The following is a 23665-nucleotide window of genomic DNA, read 5'->3' on the forward strand; positions in this document are numbered from 1 at the left end:
TTATCCTAAAAAAGGAATTCACCTTGCAATTAAACTTCATAAGCATTACGGAATTATTGGAACTAAATTAGAATTGTTTTTAGCTATTTTTGTTCTAATTGCTACAATAACAAAAATAAACAAGAACAAACAAAATAGAATAAAGCTATCTCCAATGGTAGCATAAACGGTAGGTACTCCTTTTGTTGGTAATTGTGTTATCAGTACTTTAGCTTTGTCCGTAAAATGATCCATTTCACTAATTACTTTCCCCGTATAGTCTGTTCCAACCGATAAGCCATTGCTTGTTTGCCTAATAAAATTAAACCCTTGTTCTATAGCTCTAAACCGTGTCATATCTGTATGCAACGGATCAATTTCTTTAAAATCATTACTAGGTGATAGTAAAATATCTGAACCACTAGCTTGTTTTAAAAAATTAGGAAAATCTAAATCAAAACATATTGCTCCTGCAATAGTTCCATATTCTGTGTCTATTTTTGGTATTCTATTCGTTTTATTATTGCTAATTGGAGCTTCTACACCAGGAACAGAAATACCTTTCCAATAATCAATAACTTTACTTCCATTTTTATCAAATAGAACAAACTTATTCTCAAGAAATTTAGTGTTTGTATAATCAATTACAGCAATTCCTAAACCTAAATATATGTTTTGGTCCAAAGCTATTTTACTGGCCTTTTCATATAATTTATTTTCGTCTTCTTTTAATATTACGGCATTGCCTTCTGCCCAAAAAACTATTTTTGCTCCAGCTTTTGCCTCTTTTATACTTCGTTCAAATAAATCATTATTTAACCTTGTTGTATTTTTTCTAGTTTTTATTTTAACTTCAGTTTCAGTTTCTTTATTATTTAATCCGTTAATATCCACACTAACCTTAAAAGTATCTAGTGCAGAAATTGAAGCAATACGAATTGTTTCCGTTTTGGTTTCTTGAAACTGCACTCGGTATATTCCATAAATTAATGTAGTACCTAAAACAAAGCTATAGATAAGTGCTCCTTTTTTTGCAGTGGCCCATTTATTTCTTTGCTCATAGACCCAATTGCATACTGCTGCAAACCAAGTAATTAAAAATGTAATAAAACCTAATCCAAAAACAGAAATAGATTGTAGTAAAACATGTTGCGATTGTTGTGTGTATGCTATGTGACCCCAAGTACCATAAGCATTAAATTGATGATATAAATATTCAAATAAAACAGCAGCAGCAGGAAAGAGTAAGGTGCTTAGAAATGAATTTCGTTTTTTTGAAAAAAAGGAATCAATTAAATAGGGTAAAGAAGCAAATACACTAAAAATAGCAGCAATACTAATTGATGCAGAAATGGGTAAAAATGGTACCACATCAAAACCAATATAATAGCCAATTCCTAAACTTAGAAATGCAAATAAGAAGCCTTGCCATTTCTTTAATTTTCGAACTGCATAAAGAAGCATTGTTGTGGAAATCCAAATGGCATAAAAAACTGCAAATTGCCCGTTTGATAGTAGAAGAAATACGAATAAGATAGATACGAATATTATTTTTTTTGTAAGTGTCATTTTTTTAAAAATTAAATTAATATGGGTGCAATATCAATTTAATCTACCTGCTACAACAGCTGTTTTTGCTGAAGTATCGTTTAGGTTGGTTGAATTGTAATAGGCTATATTACTGGTTCATCCATTTTTTAAAATCACTTGTCTTAGCCCTGCTAACAATAAATTCTTGACTTCGTGTATTGGTCATTGTAAGTTTTACTCTATGATTAAAATAAGGATCTATTTTCCCAATAGCAGTTTTGGCAACAATTTGACTGCGATTGATTTTGTAGAATTTATTTTGATCTAAAGAGCTATATAATTCATCTAAAGTTTCTTCTATAATAAAACGTTTATTAGCGCTAATGCCAAAAGTGATGCTATCTTCGGAATAACAATACAGTAGTTCTGAAATTTTAATTTGGACAAATCCGCTTCCTTCTTTTACCAATAGCCCTTCTCTTGTAGGAGGTGTTTGCATACTATTAAGCAGTTGTTTTAAAATAGTAGCATCCACAGCACTGGGTTTATTGGACTTGCTGAATTTATTGAGCGCTCTATTTAAATCATCTTTCTGAATGGGTTTTAATAAATAATCAACACTATTTACTTTAAATGCTTCAATAGCATATTGATCAAAAGCAGTTGTAAAAATAATTGGAGCGTCTACTTCTATTTTTTGAAAAATCTCAAAACTCAATCCATCGGCTAATTGAATGTCCATAAATACTAAATCTGGAGTGCTATTTTGTTGAAACCATAGTACAGCATCTTCCACCGTATCAATAATAGTTAACAATTCAAAATTAAAATCACAAGCTTTTAACATAAGTTGTAATTGGTTAGCTGCCCGAGTTTCATCTTCAATAATTAAAATTTTCATAGCTAATCTTTTAGTGCTGTTTTTTTAAATAAGGGTAAGGAAACAGAAAATAGATTTCCATCGTTTACTATTTTAACCAATTTGTTAGAAATTAACCCATACCGTTTTTCAATATTTTTTAAACCAACTTTTGTTGAAGGTAGTTGAGTTGATTTTTTTTGAATTTGATTTTCTACAACAATATAATCCTCTTTAATACGTATACTTATCTCTAAGGGTTTAGCCCTAGAGATGACGTTATGTTTAATTGCATTTTCTAATAATAACTGTATGCCCATGGGTATAATTGTAGTATTCAGTGACGATTCTGGAATATTCCAATTCAATTTTAGATTATTTCCAAACCGTTCTTTTTGTACGTGAATATAGGCTTTGGCAAATTTTAGTTCATCCTTTAATAAAATTAGATTGGCATTACCAGATTCTAAGAGAAAACGATATATTTCTGATAGCTTGTCTACAAATTGCTTAGCATCTTCTTTAGGGTTTTGGTCTATAATATCACGTAAGGTATTTAGTGTATTAAAGAAAAAATGGGGCTGAGCCTGATTTCGAAGGGCATCAAGTTGCGCTTGCATAATGGCTTGCTTTGCCTGTTCTTCTTCCCTAATTGATGATTTTAGTAATACAAAAAAATAAATAGCTTCGTAGAGCGCCATGATCATTATAGTGAGTAAAATTACAAATACTAATGCTCTGGATCGTTCTAGGAAATTATAACTAATGTTCTCTGAGAGGTAAGAAACTATAGTAACGCCAATAAAATCAACCACCACTACTGTGCTAACAGTGGCTAAGAAAAGAAACACAATACGCTGAACACTATCCTTTAGATTAGGATATTTTTTCCGTAAGCGGATCATGATGCTTCTATTAATTAACCAATCACTAGCAGAAAAAATTAAGGATATTACCCAAGTGGCAATAGTCTCGGCAAGAGTAAGTTGGTCTGATGGATTATTAAAGACATAGATAACGGAAAAGCTTAAAATAACAATACCAATAACCGAAAACCAAAAGTCATTAAAGCCTATATATTTTAACTGTTTCTTTTTTTTAACTGTCATTTTAATTCTATTGTAATGTAAGTAGGCATTATGATAAATTACTTTTTCACCTTATCTAAATTTAACCTTTGTGTATTTAGCACAAAATTCTGTCAATTCGAGTGATTTTTAGAAATGAAATGAATAAAAATTGTATCGAGAATCTGAGTTTTAGTTCTAAAACAGTTCTCGATACACTTTTTCGTACCTCAAAAGCACTCTAACTGACATTTTAAGACTATTAATAATCCTAAATACATATAAGTTAAATGTATAAATTATATTAATGCTATAAGACTTAAATTTAGGAACAATATCACTATAGTAACAGGGTAAAGATGAAACTTTTAAATAGTTTATGAAATGACTTTGAGTTGAATCATCGTTAAATAGGGTTGAATTGTAAAATGTATATTTTAATTTTTGTTCAGGTGTTTTTTGCTTTTGATGAAAGTAATTTTTCTCACTCTTTTTTATACTCTAAAATATCACCTGGCTGACATTCCAAAGCATCGCATATGGCTTCAAGTGTTGTAAATCGAATTGCTTTTGCTTTACCTGTTTTTAATATGGAGAGATTTGCAGGTGTAATCCCAAGAATTTTAACCAATTCTTTAGACTGCATTTTTCTTTTGGCAAGCACTACATCTAAATTAACGATGATTCCCATACTTAAATAGTTAATTCGTTTTCCTCTTGTAGCGTTATTCCTTTTTTAAAAATATCTGCTAAAAAGAGCATTAAATATCCTAAAATTAAAAAAACCAATAGCTCGGTTGATAAAAGATCAATTATTCTACTTGAAGTTTGTGCCCAAACTAAAAATGCAATATCTATAAGCAGTGTACCAAATGCGAAAGCAAGGAATGATTTTCCTGCTTTTCTAAAAGCAGAACCAACTTCTTTTTGAAAAACCTTTTTTTCTGTCAATAATTTTGTTGTGCTATTCAGTTGATAAAGCCCTAATAGTATAAAACCGAAAACGATTATATATGCTATAGCTAAAATAAGATATGCTGTTATTGATATTTCAGCATCGCTATTCATTAGATTAACTTTAGAGAAAAAGGGCTCTTCCGGTAAACGCCATTTTTTAGCGAGTTGAAAAGTCCATTGTAGATAGTCAGTTAGTTTTGTGGTTGCAAAAATAACACCGATAATATAAATCATAGTAAAGGCATTAATTCCTTTTTCTGTTTTTGTGGTTGTTTTCATTACTTTAAATTTTTAATTATTGTAAATGTATAAAAAATTATTGAAAAACAATAATTAAAAATTGAAAAAGAATAATTTTTACTTTATTAATACCTAAGTTAATGATGCCCGATTTCATTCCAAATTAATCTATATTTGGTGTTACTTAGTAATTAAGGTATACCGTTTATTGTCCTAAAGCTTTCTGGTATCAAGTTTTTTTAATTCTTCTAACATATAAATAGGACGCTCCACTTCTATAGGGATTGGTTGCTTACTAAAGGTTTGAAAGTAGAGTAAGCAGGCATCTTTCCATATTTGCGCATTTTGTGTTTGGTAACGCAGTCTTTGCTGAACAGATTTAAACCGAACTGGATCAACAAATTTTTCTGCTTTATCCCAAGTTACTTGAAATTGACGCACTTTTTTTACACCTAAATCATAGCGAATACAGATTTCATTCCATAGGGTTCTTCCACTGCTAAGCTTATAATCCCAGGGCACATGATGAAACCAAAGCAGAAATTTTTCTGGGCATAATTTCAATGTGCCATATGTAGATCTAAGTGGTTGTTGGTACTGGGCAACGGCATTAGATCCAGAAGCGGTTCGGTTAAAACCAACACCAATAGCATCAGCACGATGATAATAGGTGCTTTTCCAAGCCTTTTCAATTCCTTTTTCTCCAAACCAAGGACCTGGCCCATAATGATGTCCCTCTTTAAAGATATGAGTAAGGCCAAGAGGCATCATATAATTCACAGTTGTTTCATGACTGGAGAGCATCATCTCTTTAATTGGATTCATAAAATTTGAAACCCAATTATCCGAGAAATAAACTTTTTCGGTTTCATTTGGGCTAAATGTTAGCTTTATCCATTCTTCAGCAATCTGCTCACTTGTTAATTGATTGTTCCAAGCCATTCTTCCAAAGGCATACCAGTTCGCTTGTGCAAAATCATGCCCACACCAGTTATTACTCTTCCCTATATTCGCTACACCTGCAATAGCTGTAGGGAAATTGTATAAGCTGCCATCTGTACATTTTGCTACGGTACTCCCTTCTCCTTTATGATGGGTATCTGTATTAAAAAATTCTTCCCACATAGGTGCTAAAAATACCAAATGTGTTGAGTGGCCTAAGTACTCCTGCGTAATCTGTAATTCAGGAGCGATAGCTGTTTTTTTCATGGTACCAAAAAGAGGGCTGATCGGCTCTCTAGGCTGAAAATCGATAGGTCCGTTTTTAACCTGAACATACACATTAGCATCAAATTTTCCATCAAATGGCATAAACTCATCATAGGCTTCTTTAGTCCTGTCGTCTCCTTTATGACCGTAAACAAAAGCCCTCCACATGATAAGTCCGTTGTAAGGTTTTAGTAATCTTGCCAGCATATTGGCACCATCGGCATGCGTTCTGTTGTAATCTTGTGGTCCAGGTTGCCCTTCGCTATTGGCTTTTACAACAAATCCTCCAAAATCTGGAATGGTCTTATAGATTTCTTTAATTTTTGTTTTCCACCATTTCACAACCTCTTTGTTGAGTGGGTCTGCCGTCTTAAGGCCACCAATTACTTTAGGTGAAGCAAAATTGATGGAAATAAAGGTGCGTATTCCGTAAGGCCTTAATACATCAGCAATTTCTTTAACGCGTATAAAGGTCTCCCTCTTTAATATGTTTGGGGAGGCATTCACATTATTAATTGCAGAAGCATTTATGCCAATAGAAGCATTTGCTCTGGCATATGCTTTCCAAAGCTTTCGGTCTTTTTCGGATACATTCAAATCATTTTTCCAGAATATGGAAGGACCTGCATAGCCCCTATCCAAAGTGCCATCCAGATTATCCCAATGGTTTAGAATGCGAAAATTATAAGAGGGATTATAGATCTTTTCTTCAATCTTTTTTCCGGTATGTTGCTGCCTAAGTAGCTCATAAACACCGTATAATATGCCCTTATCTGAATTTGCTTTAATGCTATTAGAACCAATGATAAATCCATCGCTTTTGAGACGTTTATCCTTTACAATTTTCAAAGAAATTTTTCCTCCATCAACTCCTTTCCAATTTGTTTTAAGTTCCTGCTTTGCAATTTCTATGGTTGGTGTTGCTATAGAAGCTTTAACTTCAATAGCCGCCGCTTTTGTATTACGTAACCATAATTTGTGCCCATCCTGAGCATAGGTATTTATGGTAGTAAGCAAAATAACAACTAATACAGCATAGGTTTTTTGGATTAATGAAACTAATCTGTAACGATACCTATTAAAGACCAATAAGCCTTTACCTTTTGCTAATTTAAACTTATAATTCATTCGTTATACATTTTGTGTTATAATGAAGGATACTTTAAAATAGGCATCTAGTAGCAGTTTTATTAGTGAAACTCAATATTGAAAAACTAATCTCGCTAAAAAATAAAGGTTTTGTTTTTATACTTCAACTATCCTAAGGTTAATTTCTTATAGTGCGTACAAGGTTTTAATACTCTTAATTAATAACTGTTTCGTTTTTCAAAAACTCTTCAATTGTAGTTAGTAATCTTTTTTCTGCATTAACTATATCTGTAATTATCATCATAAGAACCTTCTTCTTTTCTGCATCAGTTTTTTCCATGTTTTGGAATATAAAATCCATTTGTCTTTCAATTCTTATCATAAGATTTTCTTTTCTTTCTTCAATATCAGCTAAAGTAGATAGTTTTTCATATGCTATTAATTCAATTTTAGAATTGGCAATAGCATTCCACGAATTTGTTTTTATAATTGGAAAATGAATCCCATTAGACTTTATAATGATATCATATATAGAAGCTTCTTTATTATTAAAGTGAGTTTGTATGCTATCTAAAGATGCAAGTTGTTTAGGAATTACATTTTTTATATCTACAATGCTTTCTTCTAATTCTTTTTCGATAGAGATAAATATTTGGTCCAAATACTTTTTATCCTTTTTATCTTCATTCCAATTATTGATAAATAAAGCAATTAAAATCCCAATTATTACGGTAATAGTTTCTCTGATTAATTGACTGATATGTTTCATTTTTAATATTTATTAAGTTTTTATTTGCTATTGACATTTACTAAATATGATACTCAAATCCAATTTCATTTAAATCAGTTTTAAGTTGCTCCAAATCTTGAAGTTCAGGATTTATTTTCCTAACAATTTCTTTTGTAATTAAATTACCCTCATAAACGTATTCAACCAACTTTATATCTAAAGTTCGATTTTCAAATGTATCATCAAAATATGCTTCTGCCCAAATTTTATAGGTATTTGGATTATTATCAAATATGTACATTAAATCAGACGAGCCATCTGAATAATCATTATTGGGATATTTTAGTTGTCCAATATTCCATTTAGAATCGCTCATTTTTCGCCAAATACAAAATGTTGTTCCTATACTTTTAACTGGTTCTCCAAAAATAAAATCATGAAACTCAAGAGGTAAACTATCTACAACTCCTTGAACAGTATTATGAACTAATTTAGTTTTCTTTTTATGGTTTCCAAATAGTTTCTTTAAAAAAGATTTTTGTTCTTTAATCTTAACCTCTTTCCAATCGCACATTTCACTTTCGTGTGCAAATCCATTTATTACACAACCATTTGGAGAGAATAGGATGTTCATTTCATCTCCAGAACCATCTCGCATCCCAAAAAATTCTTCATTTTCACCCCATTCTTTTTGGTAAGAATAATATCGAGATTCCCAATCAGGAGAAATAATTGCGTCTAAAGCAGCTAATGATTTACATAACTTTTTAAAGTCCTTAATATTTGGTAAAAGAGTTAAATACTGTGTAGAAATGGTATTCATTTAGATTGTTTTTACGGCTGTCTCGTCCAAAAAAACTAAAGATTAACACTTAAATTAAATGACTAAACACGCATAATCAAATGTTTTATAGTCTAAAGATATATGTAATCTTTTCTTATTAATAAGTCAAATCAAAAAATACGAATACACTCGTACTAATCACTATATTTTAATTCACGTTTTTTGCATGCATAGCCCCGCAATTTGGGCATTTGCATTGCTCTAATTTATCGGTTTTTCTTTTTTTATCGGTCTGCACTTTATTAATAAAGGCAGAACTTAAGATTCCGGTTGGTAGCGCTACAAAGCCAATTCCGATTAGTGCAATGATGGCACTTAAAATTTTTCCAATCCCAGTTACTGGATAAACGTCTCCATAACCTACAGTTGTTAAGGTTGCAACAGACCACCATAAGGCTTGTCCAATGTTTTCAAACTTTTCGGGCTGCGCTTCATTTTCAAAATGATACATTAGTGTAGAAGATAAGATGAGCAGCACAAAGGCCACAAATATTGTAATAGACAATTCTGCTTTGGTATCTTTTAAAATACTTGTGATGGTTTTCATGGATTTAGAAAGTCGCCCTAATTTAAAAATCCGCAATAATCTAAAAAGACGTAGCATTCGTAGAACCCTTAAATCAAAAGGGAAGAATAATGGCAAATAAAAGGGGAGTATGGCCAACAAATCTATGAGTCCATATGTTGAGGTTGAAAACTTAATTTTTTTTGAGAAGGCATTCCCTTTTTTATAGGCTAAGTCCGCAGTCCAGAATCTTAAGATATATTCTATGGAGAAGATGATAACCGAGAAAATCTCAAAATACTCCAAAAATTCACCATAATCTGCCCTTATTTCTTTGTAAGAAATTAAAATGATCGCAAGAACATTTAGTATGATTAAACCATATATGAATTTGAGGAATATGGTATTTTTATTGATAAAATGGTAAACTTTATTTTTCAATGCTTAAAAATTATTGGTTGGCGATTTTGTAAAATGTGTTATTACTCTTGTATGGAAGCAAGTTAATGAAAAAGTGTTGATATGCTGACCTTACTCAAAACTTTTCAATTAAGTCCGAAGCTCATATTTTTTTATAGTTTGTATTACTTATTATTATTTCTTTTAGGGATTTCATAATAAATATGGATTCCTTCCTCACGTAGTATTTCAATAGTATCAGGAGGAGTAGAAAGAGCGCTATTTATAACTTCTTCCTTAAGCGAGTTATTCTGCAACTTTAATTTTGGTCTGATTGATGATGCATAAATATGGATTGAAGAATATTTAGTATCCAAATCTAAAATTGCAAACCTTTTTAAATCTGGATAAATAATTTTAACCTTTTGATTACCTGTATTCCGATCTAATAATCCTACTTCAATTTTTTGATAAATACTATCCATGGATTCAAAATAAAAATCCACTTTTTTATACTTAGCGCTTAGATTATTTAGATCTGTTTTGTTTTTCCCATAGAAAACTACATGATTTTCGTTTCCTGATAAGAATATCCTTGTTATTTGTGAGGTGTCTGCTTTGATGTCCTTAATTCTTTCAATTTTAGATTTTTTAATTTTGTTTATGAAATCCTTCTTCTCTTTATTTCCTAGATTACTTAAAACCCTCTTTACCCTTATATTCAATGTGTCTATTTCATGAGTAATATTCCTTAAAGGATGAGTTTCAACACTGATATTGGTGATTTCTTGGAAATTTTTATACTGTTTACATGATAAGCTTAGAAGCGAAAAAATCAAAATTATTGATAGAGTTCTTATCATAGTTGCAAAAGTATTTGTGTATGATTAGCTGTGGGATTCCCACATAGTGTTATTCCGCCGTGACTAGAAAATAAGTAATTGTAATGAATTCCGATAGGGAATTCAGCTGCAATGAGCTATAAAAGGTGTTCCATTAGTTTTTATTCCGTTTGCAATTTTACAGGAACTAAAAATTTATGAGTAAAATCCTCTCCATTTTCAATTCGTTCAGTTACTTGAATTTCCAAATTACCATTCACAAGAGTATTTTTAATTGGTGTTATTGTATATCGGAAACCATCTTTATCGGTTTGATGTACCATAATTCCAGGTCCAAAAATCATAAGCTTTTTGTCGTCTATATTTTCTGTTTCAAAATTTGCTTTAGTCGGTTTTCCAACAACTAAAAATTCCACATCGTTTTCCAAAACCATTTCAACTTTTTTATCTGTACTTGAGGAAACAAATTTTGATTGACTTTCAATTTTGTTATCGGTTTTTATTTCCGATTTTGATTCAGTTTTATTTCCACAATTGACTAAATTCAGAGTGATTATTCCACAAGCTATGTAATTCAGAATTTTATTTTTCAATGCTTAAAAATTATTGGTTGGCGATTTTGTAAAATGTGTTATTACTCTTGTATGGAAGCAAGTTAATGAAAAAGTGTTGATATGCTGACCTTAGTTCATAATGTTTATGGGTTTTGTTACCAAACGTTTTTTATTCGCTTGATTAATTCTTCGTCTGTAGTAGTTAGTTTTATCATACCACATTTACCTGATGGTCCAAGCGCATTATTATTGTTTTCTAAAACACAGAAAACCCGATTTATATTTTCTTTATTGAAGCTTTTTATTATTTCTAAAAGATGCGGTCTAGAATTTAAATTGAGTTCATAAAATCTGCCTTTTCTTATAGGAACTAACAAAAATAAAATTTTACATCCACAATAATTTCTGTTTTTGTCCTCGTGGGCATTTATAGGACCATGTTCGGTTTTAATAACAGGTTTTATTTCTCTATATATAGGATCTGAAATTAGCTTTTGTTTTATTAGTTCAATCTGTTCAGATTTGGAGTCTACTCTTGAAAATTCTAGTTTCCACTTTTCATTTTCAGTTTTTAAAGCGCAATCGGAATCTTTGTTTCCTTGAGAATTAACCATCCCGAAAACCACAAAAGTCAATATGTAAATTAATTTTTTCAAAATGTTGTACAACGTTTCTTTATATATTTATATTAAATTTTGATTTTAACGCAATACATTTCTTAAATTATCTTATACAGTAGTGGATGAAAATTCAAATTATTAGGCTGCCAAAGGTTCTTTCAAATAAATTTTAAATGCAGTTCCTTCTTGCTGTAATACCTCTATATTTCCATGTAATTGTTTAACTAGGCCTTGTACTAACTGCATCCCAAAAGAAGAGGGCATATTTAAATCAAAATTTTTGGGTAAACCCTTGCCGTTATCTTGAATTAAAAGTTGAAATTTACTAGGATCATCGGTTTCTTTAAAACTAATTTTAACATTGTTGTTATCTTTTTGATGATCAGAAAAGGCATATTTGTAACAATTAGTAATGAGTTCATTTACAATAAGCCCAAGGGGTATGGCCAGGCCAATTTTAATTTCTTTTTGATCAATATCCATTTCAAATTTTAATGAATCATTAAAGCTCTTTTGTAGATTATTAACAAGCTCCTTGATATAAGGATTTACCTGCACTTTTGTAAAGTTATTTTCTTGATATAAGTTTTGATGAATAATAGACATAGACAGTATTTTGTTTTGACTCTCTACCAAAACATTTTTCAATTCTTTGTTAGTTTTATGATTGTCTATTTGAGTGCCTAGGAGACTCAAGATGATCTGAAGATTATTTTTTACTCTATGATGAATTTCCCTCATCAATAAGATATTCTCTTCATTTTTTTCTTTAATGATTTTATAGGCCTTTTTCTTTAATTGAAATCTACTAAAAAGTACAGCTAAGAGTATACCAATAAAAATTAATCCAATCAGTAGGATTTGGCGTTGGCTTCTTTGTTTAGTATTTTCTAATGCTAATTGCGAAATTTCTGTATTTTTCTCTGCATTTTGCTGCTCAAACTCTAGGCGTTCTGTAATCTTTATATTAGTCTCAGCGTCTAAGCTATCTTTATAAACAGTGTGTAGTTTATAATATGCCAGACTTTTTTCAAATCTCCCTTGAATAGAATCAATTTCGGATAGTTTTTTGTATGAAGAACTAATATCTTCTTTTGAACTGTTTTCCCTTTTATTTTTTTCGAACTTAATAGCCTTTAAAAATTGTTGTGAAGCATTTTTAAAATTAGTATTTGCCAGAGCTATTTGTTTTGTTTCATATTGGGCATAACCCAAGTTAAGAAGTGCTTCTCCATATCTTCTGGAATCACCATTTTGCAAAAATTCTATAGCTTTTTCATAATAAGATATTGCTTTGTCGTATTCTTTTAAACAATAATAATTTAATGCTAAGTAATTTAAAATAGGACCTTTGAATCCTGCCATAGAAGGGTCTGCGTCCACAAGATTCATAGCTCGTAAATTATAAGGCAAAGCTTTGTTATAATCTCTATTTTCTATTGTTGAGGTGTAGATGTTTCCAATATTTGCACAGGCTAGTACTTCGTATATAATATGGCCACTTTTTTCTGCAAAATCTAACGCTTTAATAAATTGTTCTAAAGCTTTCTTAGTACGTTCTAGATCGTAATTAATTAAAGCTGCATTCATATAAAAAATACACTTGGTATCTGTAGAAATGGACTCCCTATCTACAAGTCCAGCTACATTTTCGAGAAGTTCAGAGGCTTTATTGTATTCATTTATAATTTTGTACTGCAAGCTTAACGCAACTGCCACGTCTACAATTATACCCTGTTCTTCTCTATTTTTATTGGCTAACTCATAGGCGCGTTCAAAATAGGGTATCCCTTTTTTTGGTTCCGCTTTTGCCGCAAAAGTACGTCCAATACCCTGATTTCCCTTACGTATTCCAATTTCATAAGATAGCTCTTTTGATTTAGAGAGGACTTCTTCCATATGAGAAGTGCCTTCTTCAAAGTTTCTCATATTAATTTTAACCAAACCTAATACATACTGAGCATCTATTCTTTTAAGAGGTTTTTTGTGTTTTTCACTATACTTTATTGCCTGTTCTACATAATATTGAGCACTATCTAAGTTTCTGTTTTGAATCTTATTATAAGCTTCTCCTAGAGCAATAAAATCATCTATCTTTTCAACAACGTTATCTGTTTTTTGTATTGATGCCTTTAAACTGTCTATTAATTTGGTATCCTGTGCGCAAATAGAATTGATATAAAGAAAATAAAAGGTAATTAGTAGACTTATGCTATTTTTCATGGTTTACTATTGGTCACTGATTGGTTTAAATATAAACAAAATTAGTTAGTTGAGACAAACAATGGTTGTTGATATTTAATTAGTAGAAAGGCAACGTTTGTAAAATATCATTCAACCAGAGAGTTAAACGTAATCCTATTTAGAGAGTGAAAAGATAAAAATTTCTAAAACAATAAATTGGATAGATTTTAAGGATAAATAAAATTAATCCAAATTATTATTTATCAATTAACTAGTATTGCTACCGTTAATTGAAGAATTTATGTCATGTCCTAAATAAAATACAGCTACGGTTAATATTAGAATTTAAGTGGTATTTTGGTGCTTGTAACTAGGTTTTTAGCAGCAATCTTAATACAGTAGTGTTTAACACTTATCCTAGATTCTTATTAATAAGAAGATCTTTAGTATAGCTTAACTTATCTTCTTCCGATATTTTTGTCTTAAGCTTTTCAATTTCTTTTTGGAAAGAGCTCACCATTTCCGAGCTATAGTTTCCAGTTGCGATCATTTCTAACCTATGATCTACTGCTTCCAAAATAGTAAACATTTCGTCTGTTTCAGCTGATGTTTCTTTAGGCCTAGAAACTCGAGAATCACTAGTTCAATGACATTCGCTTCCGTACTTCAAAAACAATTTATATACATTTTTATTTATTTTTGTCATAATCTGCTACAACGGCTCTGGCTATGATTAGTACGGGAATTGATTAGCGATTAATTTCGGATTAAGCACTTAGCCAAAACTTTTTATTTTATTTTTCATTTTAAAAGCCAAATCAAAAGATTTGGCGGACTTTATAAAAATACACTAAACTTTGGATTAAACACCAAGCCCGTATTAATTATAGCCCTTATTAGCAACTGCCTTTTTTGTATTCATTGTTAATCGATTCATATGAATCAGATTTTATGAAGTTGTCTAAATCATTTAGTACTTCTTTTTCAATTTTCTCCATTTGTTTTTCATTTGGTGAATCGAATTTATTCATTCCTTCTATTCTATTTGTTATAAATGAATTAAAAGGAAAACAAAAACAATCTTGAGGAATCTTTAAGACACCTTTTCCATTTATAATTTTTAAATCAGAAAGTTCTTCTTGATGTCCTTCATTTTTTAAAATACTAAACATTATAAATCTGTTGAATTTTCCATATACAGCGACAAAACTTTGATTTTTGTTACTAATAATCGTTGCATCAAAACATCTTGTCAGATAAAAATCAACTTGTTTTAAATGTTCAGGAGGGTTTATTACTCTATCTGTTAATAATAAATATACTTTATTGTATTTGTTTTTAATTTTAGGATTAACCAAAAAACTTCTCCAATCAGATTCAGCAGATTTAATTAAATCATAGAACCATCTATTATCAAAATCTTTATTTGAGTACAATTCTAAATGGATAATTCGCCATAAAAACGAAACAATAAAATAATATAAATTCTCATTATATTCTAAACTACCTTTTTCCTTAAGATACTTTCTGAAAATATTTTCAGCAAACCATTTTTCTCTGTCTCCGAACTCTTGCTCTGCTTTTGCTCCTAATAATTTAAACTTAATTCCATCTTGTAATCTTTTATTCGGTTTTTCAAACTTTCTTAAGTATTTAGAGCCTGTTTTAGAATTGTGTTTTATTGAAAATTTAGGATATATATGACTTTCTCTTAAAGGTTCCTCTGTTTTATATAAAGCACATATTTCTTTCATTTCGGGTTGTTGCTAACACATATATAAGTGCAGTTAATTTTACGCATCCAAAGTACGTATTTTCTGTAAGAAAAAACAATGCATATAAAGGTATTTTCTGTAATACATTGTAGATGTCAATAATTCTATTTTTTTAAAATCATATCTAACATGAGGAATATAGATTAATTATCTTTAGCAAAAAAAATATGGTCTTGTGGGTACAGTTTATGGGTGGTTTATACGGTATGTTGGCCGTGATTTTTGGTGCTTTTGGGGCACATGCACTTAAAAAGACCTTTACGGAAGACTTATTAAAAAGTTTTGAAACTGGGGTAAAATACCAAATGTATCATGCTATTTTACTAATTGTTTTAGGCTTTAACCTCAATTTTGAAACCTCCTATGAAAGCTATATTGGCTACTGTTTTATCATAGGTATTTTTCTATTTTCATTTAGTATCTATGGTTTGTGTTTAAGTGCTTCTAAAGGAAAGAAAATAAAAATTTTAGGGCCTATAACACCAATTGGAGGTTTGTTTTTAGTAATTGGTTGGGGGCTTTTAATGTTCTCTTTTATCAAAGAGTTTGTTTAATTGGTATATTTTAAACTTAAAATAGCCCTTTGCACATAGGTGCAAAGGGCTAAGAAAAGAGTTCTTTTAACTCGTTATTCATTTAGAACAAAATGCTGTCAATTCGATTAATTTTTAGGAATGAAATGAGTAAAAATTGTATCGAGAATAAGAGTTTTAGTTCCAAAACAGTTCTCGATACACTTTTTTCGTACTTTAAAAGCACTCGAACCGACATTTTAGGACCATTAAAAATCTTAAACGCACAACGAGTTTCTTTAAGTATCATTAGATTCTTAAATACATATTGCCATTAATAGTATTTAAATTTAGGCTGTTTGTAGCATTTTTGGTGCTTCCGTATATTTCTTGCCCTACATGACGTTTTTTAGCGCTAAAATTCAATTTTTCGTCAGCATAGATATCGCCATGTATGGTTTCTGCTTTTAGGCTTGTATTGCGTACAGTAAGATCTATTTCGCCATTTATAGTTTTCAGATTTAAAGTACCTTCATAGGTAGCAATATCAATATCTCCATTAATTAAATCTGCGGTAAAATTACCCGCTATATATTCAGATTCTAAATCTCCGTTAATACTATTTATTTTAAATTCAGCATTTTTAGGAATGTAGATTACATAATTAAATTCATAGGTATCGCCAGTATTATAATATCTTTTTTTCTTATTAGGATGGTTTTTATTCCATTCGTCCTGAAATTTTTTAAATACTCCTTCTACCTCAGAATTAATAGTAATCCTATTGCTGTTTTCTTCAATGTTTAACTGATAGGCATCAAGATATTTCCCCTCTTTAGTCCTAACATCGACTTTAAAATATACGGTAGACTTATTCCATGTTTTAACGGCTATGTTTGATGCAAATTTTACTTCTACTGTAATACGTTGGTTTTTGTAGGGAATATTTTTTTCAATTACTTTTTGGGCATTTATGTTTAGGCAAATAAAGCCTAATAAAAGACTAACTTTTAGGTTTTTCATGACTGTTTGTTTTATTGATTTTTGATTGTGTAATTGCTTATTTTTCTCTTAAATAGATATTTCCATTTGTAGTTTTTAGTTTAATTTTTACGCCTCCATTATTAATGATTCCACTTGTTTTTTTAGATGAAACGGATTTCATACCGTCCTTGCTTGGCGTATTTATTTCAAAATTGGTATAGATCTCTCCATTGGTAGAATACAGTTGTAAATCGGCAGCTGTACTTTTGGGTAGGCTTACATCTAGTTCTCCATTAGTAGAATATATCGTTATGGGAGATTTTTGATTTACTTTTGTAAAGATCACGTTTATTTGCCCGTTTAGGCTGCTTGCTGTAACCGGGCCATTAACATCTTCTATTTCAATACTGCCATTTAATTCTGCTGTAGCTTCAATTTCGCTTTTAAAATCATATATTTTAATATCGCCACTCCAAGTTGTTTTTGCAGATATATTTTGCGAAGCGGGCAAATAAATAATTGCTTTTTTAGACTTTCTTAAATTTCTAACAATTAAATTATTTCCTTCTTTTATTACATAGAAGCCAATATCTGTATTGGCAGTTCCTCCTTCACCAACAAGCTTTAAACCTTTTGCTTTTTCGGTAAGTCTGGTACTATTTGCATTCGCTTTAATTAAAATTTCTTTTTTATCATGGGTTTTTACAATAATATCAGTTTTAGATTCTATTTTAACCCATTCTATTCCACTTAAAGATTGCGTGTAATCTTGCGCATTAATGGCATTGGTAGCAGCTAGTAATAGCGTTAATAGTATTATTTTTCTCATAATTTTTTCGTTTTTTGATGTTTATATAATTGTTGTTATTGATGATTTAATTTGTTCTTTTATAAAAGGTTGGGTGTCGTTTTGTTCCATTAAATTTTGCAATGGTAGGATTGCTTTTTTCTCTTGGATTTTGACTAAAACCTGAATAATAATAATTTGTATGGCTGGCGCTTTTTCTGTTTTTAAAGCCTTAATGAAAGCGTTTTTTACTTCTTCAGAATTGGTAAAATTAGATAAGGCCTCTACTGCTGTTAAGCGTACATTATTATTTTCGTCATAAAGCATCCTGTCTATTAAAGCGCTTACAATAGCTTTATCTGGATTAGAAAACTCATCAATATAATTTACGCCTTCTATACGTTTACTTGCCGATTTGTTTCCTATTAAGGACAGCATTGCCGTTTGCTTTATCTGCTGCGTTTCTTCTTGTAAAAGCGCTATTGCATCATTTCCTTTTTGTTCTTGTTGGTATTTTCCTAATGCAAACCCACTGATGACTAAAGCAATGCTGGCAGCTATTTTCATAAAGGGGTTTATCCATGATTTTTTTCTTTTATCTAAATCATTATTTAGCGGAATTACTCCGGTAGTATTTAATTTTTCTATTTCAATTTGTTCAAAGAAATTAGTACGGATATGATCAGGTGGTACAAGCTCTTTTTCTGTTTTAAAAGCAGTAAAAATGTTGCTTAATTCTTCCAATTCTTTTGCACAGCTATCGCACTCTTCTAGATGTAATTTTACACGTTCTCTATCTGATTGTGCTAAGAGATTATCTAAGTATTCTGGTAATAATTCTGTAATATGATTTTTCTCCATCATTATATAGTTTCAAAATAAACAGTTCTTAATTTTTTTAAAGCTCTATTTACTTTTGTTTTTATAGCGCCTGGCGTACTCTCTTTAATTTCTGCCAATTCTGCATATTTAATTTCTTGAAATCGGTTTAAGATTAACAATTCTCTATCCGATGCTTCTAATTTATCTAATGCTATTTTTAGATGAGAATGGTTCTCCTGTTCTTCTTCTTGCTGAGCTGTTAATGTATGACTTATGGTATCTAGCCCATCATGGTCTTCTTTATTTCTTCTGTAATGTGTATGCAAACAATTTCTTGCAATAGTAAATAACCAAGCTATAAATTTACCATTGTTATAAGATGTTCTATACTTCATTACTTTATAGAAAACATCTTGTGTGAGGTCCTCACTCAATACTTTGTCGCCACTCATTTTGTACAAAAAATTAAAGATATGTTTATGATGCCGCTCAAAAAGAATCTTCAGCATATCTAATTTGCCATTGGCAACCTCTTGCATTACATGTTCATCAGTTAGTGTTTTCAAAACTGTTTTAGTTGGTGTTTATTAGTATATAGTCAGAAAATTACAAAAGGTTACACTAGTAATTAAAAATATTTTAAAGTATGCTGTTTTATCATAAAAAAACCGCAGCAATATCAGGTATTGCTGCGGTTTACATATTGTTTAGAAAATCGTACTAGTCTTCTGTAAAAACAATCTCTTCTGTAGATGTAAACTCTTTTATAGCTTTATTGGGTTCTATAATTTGATGGCCTTTCCAGAACTCAGGATCGTAATTGGGCATATATTTTGGCAATACATTGTTTTTTTCAGCAAAGGCATCAAAGTCAGTAGTATTGATGTTCTCTGTATTGTACACTACAATTTCTAATTTACTTGATGATGAAAAAGCCAAATCCATCTTTAAGGATAATTGGTTTTGTTTGCGTCTTCCTTTTACATTTTTATTTTTTTCAATAATTTTTAAAGGCCTTTTTACGCCTATAGCCGTTCCTTCTTCTTTTTCTAAATACCTGAGGTTGTATAAACCGCTTATAGGATCTTTATAGAAAATTATTTTTCCTTTTGCTCTGTATTGGTTCATAGAAACGCCTAGTAGCTTAAAAGATTTTACAGATTTTACATTATCATAGTCTACTCTCATAATAGCAAAATCATCTGCATTTACATAAAGCGTACCTTCATAATCTGCACCACCATCTGGAACAAAGTCAAGAATATATACCGCATCATTTCCTAGATAGGTTAAGTTGCGTACTGAAAATACATACTTGCCAGATTTTCGTATAAAATTAAGCTTGCTTTTTTCATTTAAAAACAACTCTTTAAATAAGCCAGATACACGTTGCTTTCTATATTTTGCGAAGTTTTTTTGCCAATTTTCTTTTCGCTCTTTTTTCTTTTCTAGCTCTTTGTTTAATGCAGCAACATCAGAGGAATCTACTTCTTTTTCAAAAATCTCATCCGAATCTACTTTTGTACCAAATAAACCAGACTTTATTTTAAAGTACGAATCTGTTTTTACGTTCTTTTTTATAATGTCATTAAATTTTTCTTCTAAATCCTCAAAATCTAATTCTGTGCTTTTATCATATAATTCAGAGGCTTTAATGAGTTTAATTTTTTGTGGTTCGGGTTCAAGATTTCCATATAGATCTAATAATACTTCGGTATAATGATCTCCAGATTTTGGTACAGAACTAATAACACTATCTAAAAAAGAACCATTAAAAGCAGCTATTGAAGATTTTAATTTAGAATACTTAATCTTATTCATATTCTGATAAGAGCTTTCTCTAAAAAACATTCGTTTTTTAGTAAGGCTATTATTGTAATTTTTAGCCATATTTTCTTTTACTAAAGCTATAATCTCCTCAGCACTATAGTTTTTGTTAGAAACAATAACAGAATTTAATTCAATTGGCTGCGGTGCTAGATAAATAAGGCTGTCTTTAAATTGTGCAATAGCAATGCCTTTGGTTTTATACCCAATACAAGAAATGTGTATCGAATCTGTTTTAGTATTTTCTTTTTCTATAATCAACGTAAATTTGCCTTCATCATTAGAGATTACTCCATTTTCTTTAGCTAGTAGTATGGTGGCAAAGGGTACAGGTTGTTTAGAAGTGCTATCTATAATTCTTGCGCTTATGGTTTGCCCATAGCCAGTAGTAAAAAGAAATCCTAAAAAAGTAAAGCTAAGTAAGGTAGTTTTTTTAATCATTTTAGAAATGTTAGTTTGTTTAAAGCAAAACAAATAATAGTGTTATAATGATGCACTATTTTTTTGATTCTCTTAAGACTTATTTATTAATATTTTAACGGTTTAAATTGATAAGAAGTAGCTGAAAACAATTTTCTAAGCTATTATATCATTTAACTAAAAGACGGTATCATTATAGAAATAGTTGTCTGTAGTATAAGACTTAACTTTATTTTATGATTTTAGAATATGGTAGTAATAGTGCTAATGAGAATTTTATTTTAACCTAGTGGCATCCACAATTTCCAGATCCACAGGCTTTAGTAGCGGCGTTTCCTTTCTTGGAGACGAATAAACGCTTTGGCAAGAAAAATTTCTTTACCATATATGCTACAGCAAAAGCTAAGGTGATGTATACTAATATGTGTTGTAATAAATCCATATTATTTTAAAGTTTGATAGGCTATTAAAGCAACAATATACGCAAATACACTCATAAATACTAATTGCGCTGTTGGCCATTTCCAGGTATTTGTTTCTCTTTTTACAATGGCAAGTGTACTCATACATTGCATTGCAAAGGCATAAAATAAAAGTAAAGAAATACCAGAAGCTAAGTTAAAAATAGGTTTTTTAGTTTTTGGGTGTATTTCTGCTGCCATTCTATTGGTAATGGTTTCTGTTTCCTCGTCATCGCTTCCAACGCTGTAAATAGTAGCCAATGTACCCACAAAAACTTCACGAGCAGCAAAAGAAGTTAATACGGCAATCCCAATTTTCCAATCGTAGCCTAAGGGTTCTACAATAGGTGTTATGGCTTTTCCCATATAGCCCATATACGAGTTTTCTAATTTAAAACCAGAAATTTCCTGATTTTTCGCTTGCTCAAAAAGCAGTGTTTCCCTTATGTTTAAAGAATCTTGTATGGCTAAAACATCAATTGCATATGCTTTTTTAGCAACACTATCGGTAAGTGCCTTTTTATAGTCTGCTAATGCTGTAGCAATACTATTTTTATTAAAACCTGATAGTCCCTCTGTTTCTATTTTATTGGAAATAATTTGCTCGGCATTTTTAAAATCATCTGAATAGCCGTTAGAGCCTAAAAACCAAAGGATAATGGAGATGGCAAGAATAATTTTCCCTGCTCCAAAAACAAAACTCTTTGTTTTTTCTAAAACCGTATAAGCTACATTTTTAAGTAAGGGTAATTTATAGTTAGGCATTTCTATAACAAAGAAAGACTTGCTTTTAATTTTTAATATTTTATGCAGTACCATTGCAGAAAAAATAGCAGCTCCAAAACCAAGCAAATACAAAAGCATTAAAGTTAATGCCTGATAGCCAAGTCCTAAAAAAGTTCCTTTAGGGATTACTAAACCAATGATAATAAGATATACAGGCAAACGAGCAGAACAGGTGGTAAAGGGCGTAACTAAAATAGTAATGAGTCTTTCTTTCCAGTTTTCTATGGTACGTGTAGCCATTACAGCAGGAATAGCACAAGCAGTTCCAGAAATTAGTGGTACCACACTCTTACCACTTAGTCCAAAAGGACGCATAAGCCTATCCATTAAAAAAACAACCCTACTCATATACCCAGTTTCTTCTAAAAGGGCGATAAAAAGGAATAAAAAAGCAATTTGAGGAATAAAAATAACAATACCGCCAATACCGGCAAGAATGCCTTCTGCTAATAAATCTGTAAATACACCCGCTGGGAGTGTATCTTTTACCCATTGGCTCATAGCGGCAAAAGACTCGTCAATAAAATCCATTGGGTAGCTGCTCCAATCATATATAGCCTGAAAAATGATCAATAAGATTAAAAAGAAAATAACGTAGCCAAATACTTTGTGTGTAAGAATCTTATCTAAGCTAGCACGCAAGCCCTTAGCAGCGTTAATATCTATTTTTTGAGCCTGTTTTAAGGTATTATTTATAAACTGATATCTAAGAATGGTTTCTCGCTGCTGCAAACGTTTTAATTCGGCTTTAGACTTTGTATCAAAAGTATCTTTAAAACGCTTTTTTTCAATTGGCATAAAATTTACGTCTTGTGTAATAACAAGCCATAATTTGTATAAATCTTCTTTAGGGAAGGTATTTTTTAGCCTTTCAAAATATTCTGGAGAAATAACAGTAGTATCAATATTTGGTGTAATAGAAAGACTTTTATAGTCAGCAATTAAGGCTTTAAGGGTATCTATACCAGTATTTTTGCGGGTACTTACTACCGCAATTTTAGTAGCTAACTTTTCCTCTAACAAAGGAATATCAATAGAAATACCTTTTCTATCCATTCTATCTGCCATATTAATAACAAGAATGGTAGGTATTTTTAAATCTTTTATTTGCGTAAATAAAAGTAAATTTCGTTTTAAATTTTCTACATCAGCAATTACAACCGCAACATCAGGAAAATCTTTATCATTTTTATTAAGGAGTAATTCTACCGCAACACTTTCATCTAATGAAGTGGTATTTAGGCTATAGGTACCAGGTAAGTCTATAATGTGCGCTTTTACGCCACGTGCTAATTTGCAAATACCTTGTTTTTTTTCAACAGTAATCCCGGGGTAATTCCCTACTTTTTGATTAAGTCCAGTGAGGAGATTAAAAACCGAAGTTTTTCCAGTATTTGGGTTTCCAATAAGGGCTACATTAAGTTGCTTGCTCATAGGATCGTACGGTCTTCGGTAATTTCTAATTCAATTAAAAGCGCCATGGAACGTCTTATAGCAATATGAGAACCGTTTACATTTATGTATATCGGATCTTTTAAAGGTGCAATTTGTACTAATTCTACTTCATTGCCAGGCAAGCAACCCATTTCTAAAAGTTTAATAGGTAAAATAGGACCTGTAAACTCTTTTATAATACCTTTTTGCCCTCTTTTAAGATGCGCTACAGTAGTTGTCAATTGTTAT

Annotated in this window: 23 protein-coding genes; 1 reads left to right on the plus strand and 22 read right to left on the minus strand. The window is 30.7% G+C overall.

What is annotated here, in order from left to right; translation table 11 throughout:
* Positions 1–45 precede the first annotated feature (45 nt).
* The 15 genes from ACZ451_RS07180 to ACZ451_RS07250 all read right to left on the minus strand — a co-directional run bounded on the left by ACZ451_RS07180 (position 46) and on the right by ACZ451_RS07250 (position 15362).
* Positions 46–1548: a nitrilase-related carbon-nitrogen hydrolase gene (locus ACZ451_RS07180; RefSeq protein ID WP_464216434.1), complete on the minus strand. Its 1503-nt coding sequence runs from the start codon at positions 1546–1548 to the stop codon at positions 46–48.
* 109 nt (positions 1549–1657) lie between these two features.
* Positions 1658–2410: a LytR/AlgR family response regulator transcription factor gene (locus ACZ451_RS07185; protein ID WP_464216435.1), complete on the minus strand. Its 753-nt coding sequence runs from the start codon at positions 2408–2410 to the stop codon at positions 1658–1660.
* A 2-nt stretch (positions 2411–2412) separates the two neighbouring features.
* On the minus strand, positions 2413–3477 hold the full coding sequence (locus ACZ451_RS07190) for a sensor histidine kinase (RefSeq protein WP_464216436.1): 1065 nt from the start codon (positions 3475–3477) through the stop codon (positions 2413–2415).
* Between the two features lie 442 nt (positions 3478–3919).
* Positions 3920–4126 (minus strand): helix-turn-helix domain-containing protein, encoded by a 207-nt coding sequence (locus tag ACZ451_RS07195; RefSeq protein ID WP_464216437.1) that lies wholly within the window; start codon positions 4124–4126, stop codon positions 3920–3922.
* Between the two features lie 2 nt (positions 4127–4128).
* Positions 4129–4671, minus strand: a complete 543-nt coding sequence (locus ACZ451_RS07200) for a DUF2975 domain-containing protein (protein WP_464216438.1) — start codon at positions 4669–4671, stop codon at positions 4129–4131.
* 174 nt (positions 4672–4845) lie between these two features.
* Entirely contained in the window at positions 4846–6969 is a 2124-nt protein-coding gene (locus tag ACZ451_RS07205; RefSeq protein ID WP_464216439.1) for an alpha-glucuronidase, read from the minus strand.
* A 175-nt stretch (positions 6970–7144) separates the two neighbouring features.
* On the minus strand, positions 7145–7699 hold the full coding sequence (locus ACZ451_RS07210; RefSeq protein ID WP_464216440.1) for a hypothetical protein: 555 nt from the start codon (positions 7697–7699) through the stop codon (positions 7145–7147).
* Between the two features lie 40 nt (positions 7700–7739).
* Entirely contained in the window at positions 7740–8483 is a 744-nt protein-coding gene (locus ACZ451_RS07215; protein WP_464216441.1) for a hypothetical protein, read from the minus strand.
* 169 nt (positions 8484–8652) lie between these two features.
* Positions 8653–9450 (minus strand): ion transporter, encoded by a 798-nt coding sequence (locus ACZ451_RS07220; protein WP_464216442.1) that lies wholly within the window; start codon positions 9448–9450, stop codon positions 8653–8655.
* A gap of 143 nt (positions 9451–9593) precedes the next feature.
* Positions 9594–10271, minus strand: coding sequence for a hypothetical protein (locus tag ACZ451_RS07225; RefSeq protein WP_464216443.1), 678 nt, complete (start codon positions 10269–10271; stop codon positions 9594–9596).
* Between the two features lie 140 nt (positions 10272–10411).
* Entirely contained in the window at positions 10412–10843 is a 432-nt protein-coding gene (locus ACZ451_RS07230; RefSeq protein WP_464216444.1) for a hypothetical protein, read from the minus strand.
* A gap of 116 nt (positions 10844–10959) precedes the next feature.
* A complete protein-coding gene (locus ACZ451_RS07235; RefSeq protein ID WP_464216445.1) occupies positions 10960–11460 on the minus strand; it encodes a hypothetical protein in 501 nt (166 codons plus the stop codon).
* Positions 11461–11562: 102 nt separating this feature from the next.
* On the minus strand, positions 11563–13647 hold the full coding sequence (locus tag ACZ451_RS07240) for a histidine kinase dimerization/phosphoacceptor domain -containing protein (protein WP_464216447.1): 2085 nt from the start codon (positions 13645–13647) through the stop codon (positions 11563–11565).
* 373 nt (positions 13648–14020) lie between these two features.
* Positions 14021–14197 (minus strand): hypothetical protein, encoded by a 177-nt coding sequence (locus ACZ451_RS07245; RefSeq protein WP_464216448.1) that lies wholly within the window; start codon positions 14195–14197, stop codon positions 14021–14023.
* 307 nt (positions 14198–14504) lie between these two features.
* Entirely contained in the window at positions 14505–15362 is an 858-nt protein-coding gene (locus ACZ451_RS07250) for a hypothetical protein (protein ID WP_464216449.1), read from the minus strand.
* 188 nt (positions 15363–15550) lie between these two features.
* On the opposite strand from ACZ451_RS07250, the gene ACZ451_RS07255 reads away from it, so the two are divergent.
* Positions 15551–15937, plus strand: coding sequence for a DUF423 domain-containing protein (locus tag ACZ451_RS07255; RefSeq protein WP_464216450.1), 387 nt, complete (start codon positions 15551–15553; stop codon positions 15935–15937).
* A 267-nt stretch (positions 15938–16204) separates the two neighbouring features.
* Here ACZ451_RS07255 and ACZ451_RS07260 read toward each other — a convergent pair whose 3' ends face one another.
* The 7 genes from ACZ451_RS07260 to ACZ451_RS07290 form a co-directional block, all read right to left on the minus strand.
* Positions 16205–16918 carry a DUF4097 family beta strand repeat-containing protein gene (locus ACZ451_RS07260; protein ID WP_464216451.1) on the minus strand — a complete coding sequence of 238 codons (714 nt, stop codon included), beginning with the start codon at positions 16916–16918 and terminating at the stop codon, positions 16205–16207.
* A gap of 37 nt (positions 16919–16955) precedes the next feature.
* Positions 16956–17708, minus strand: coding sequence for a DUF4097 family beta strand repeat-containing protein (locus ACZ451_RS07265; RefSeq protein WP_464216452.1), 753 nt, complete (start codon positions 17706–17708; stop codon positions 16956–16958).
* Positions 17709–17729: 21 nt separating this feature from the next.
* Positions 17730–18530 carry a HEAT repeat domain-containing protein gene (locus tag ACZ451_RS07270; protein WP_464216453.1) on the minus strand — a complete coding sequence of 267 codons (801 nt, stop codon included), beginning with the start codon at positions 18528–18530 and terminating at the stop codon, positions 17730–17732.
* Positions 18530–19054 (minus strand): RNA polymerase sigma factor, encoded by a 525-nt coding sequence (locus ACZ451_RS07275; RefSeq protein ID WP_464216454.1) that lies wholly within the window; start codon positions 19052–19054, stop codon positions 18530–18532. Before ACZ451_RS07275 ends, ACZ451_RS07270 begins: the two co-directional genes overlap by 1 nt.
* A gap of 154 nt (positions 19055–19208) precedes the next feature.
* Entirely contained in the window at positions 19209–20756 is a 1548-nt protein-coding gene (locus tag ACZ451_RS07280; protein ID WP_464216455.1) for a carboxypeptidase-like regulatory domain-containing protein, read from the minus strand.
* Between the two features lie 422 nt (positions 20757–21178).
* Complete coding sequence (feoB, locus tag ACZ451_RS07285) at positions 21179–23416, minus strand: ferrous iron transport protein B (RefSeq protein WP_464216456.1); 2238 nt, start codon at positions 23414–23416, stop codon at positions 21179–21181.
* Positions 23413–23658: a FeoA family protein gene (locus ACZ451_RS07290; RefSeq protein ID WP_464216457.1), complete on the minus strand. Its 246-nt coding sequence runs from the start codon at positions 23656–23658 to the stop codon at positions 23413–23415. The genes feoB and ACZ451_RS07290 overlap by 4 nt, the downstream gene beginning before the upstream one ends.
* Positions 23659–23665: the final 7 nt, after the last annotated feature.

Source organism: Allocellulophaga tsushimaensis, assembly GCF_055383085.1.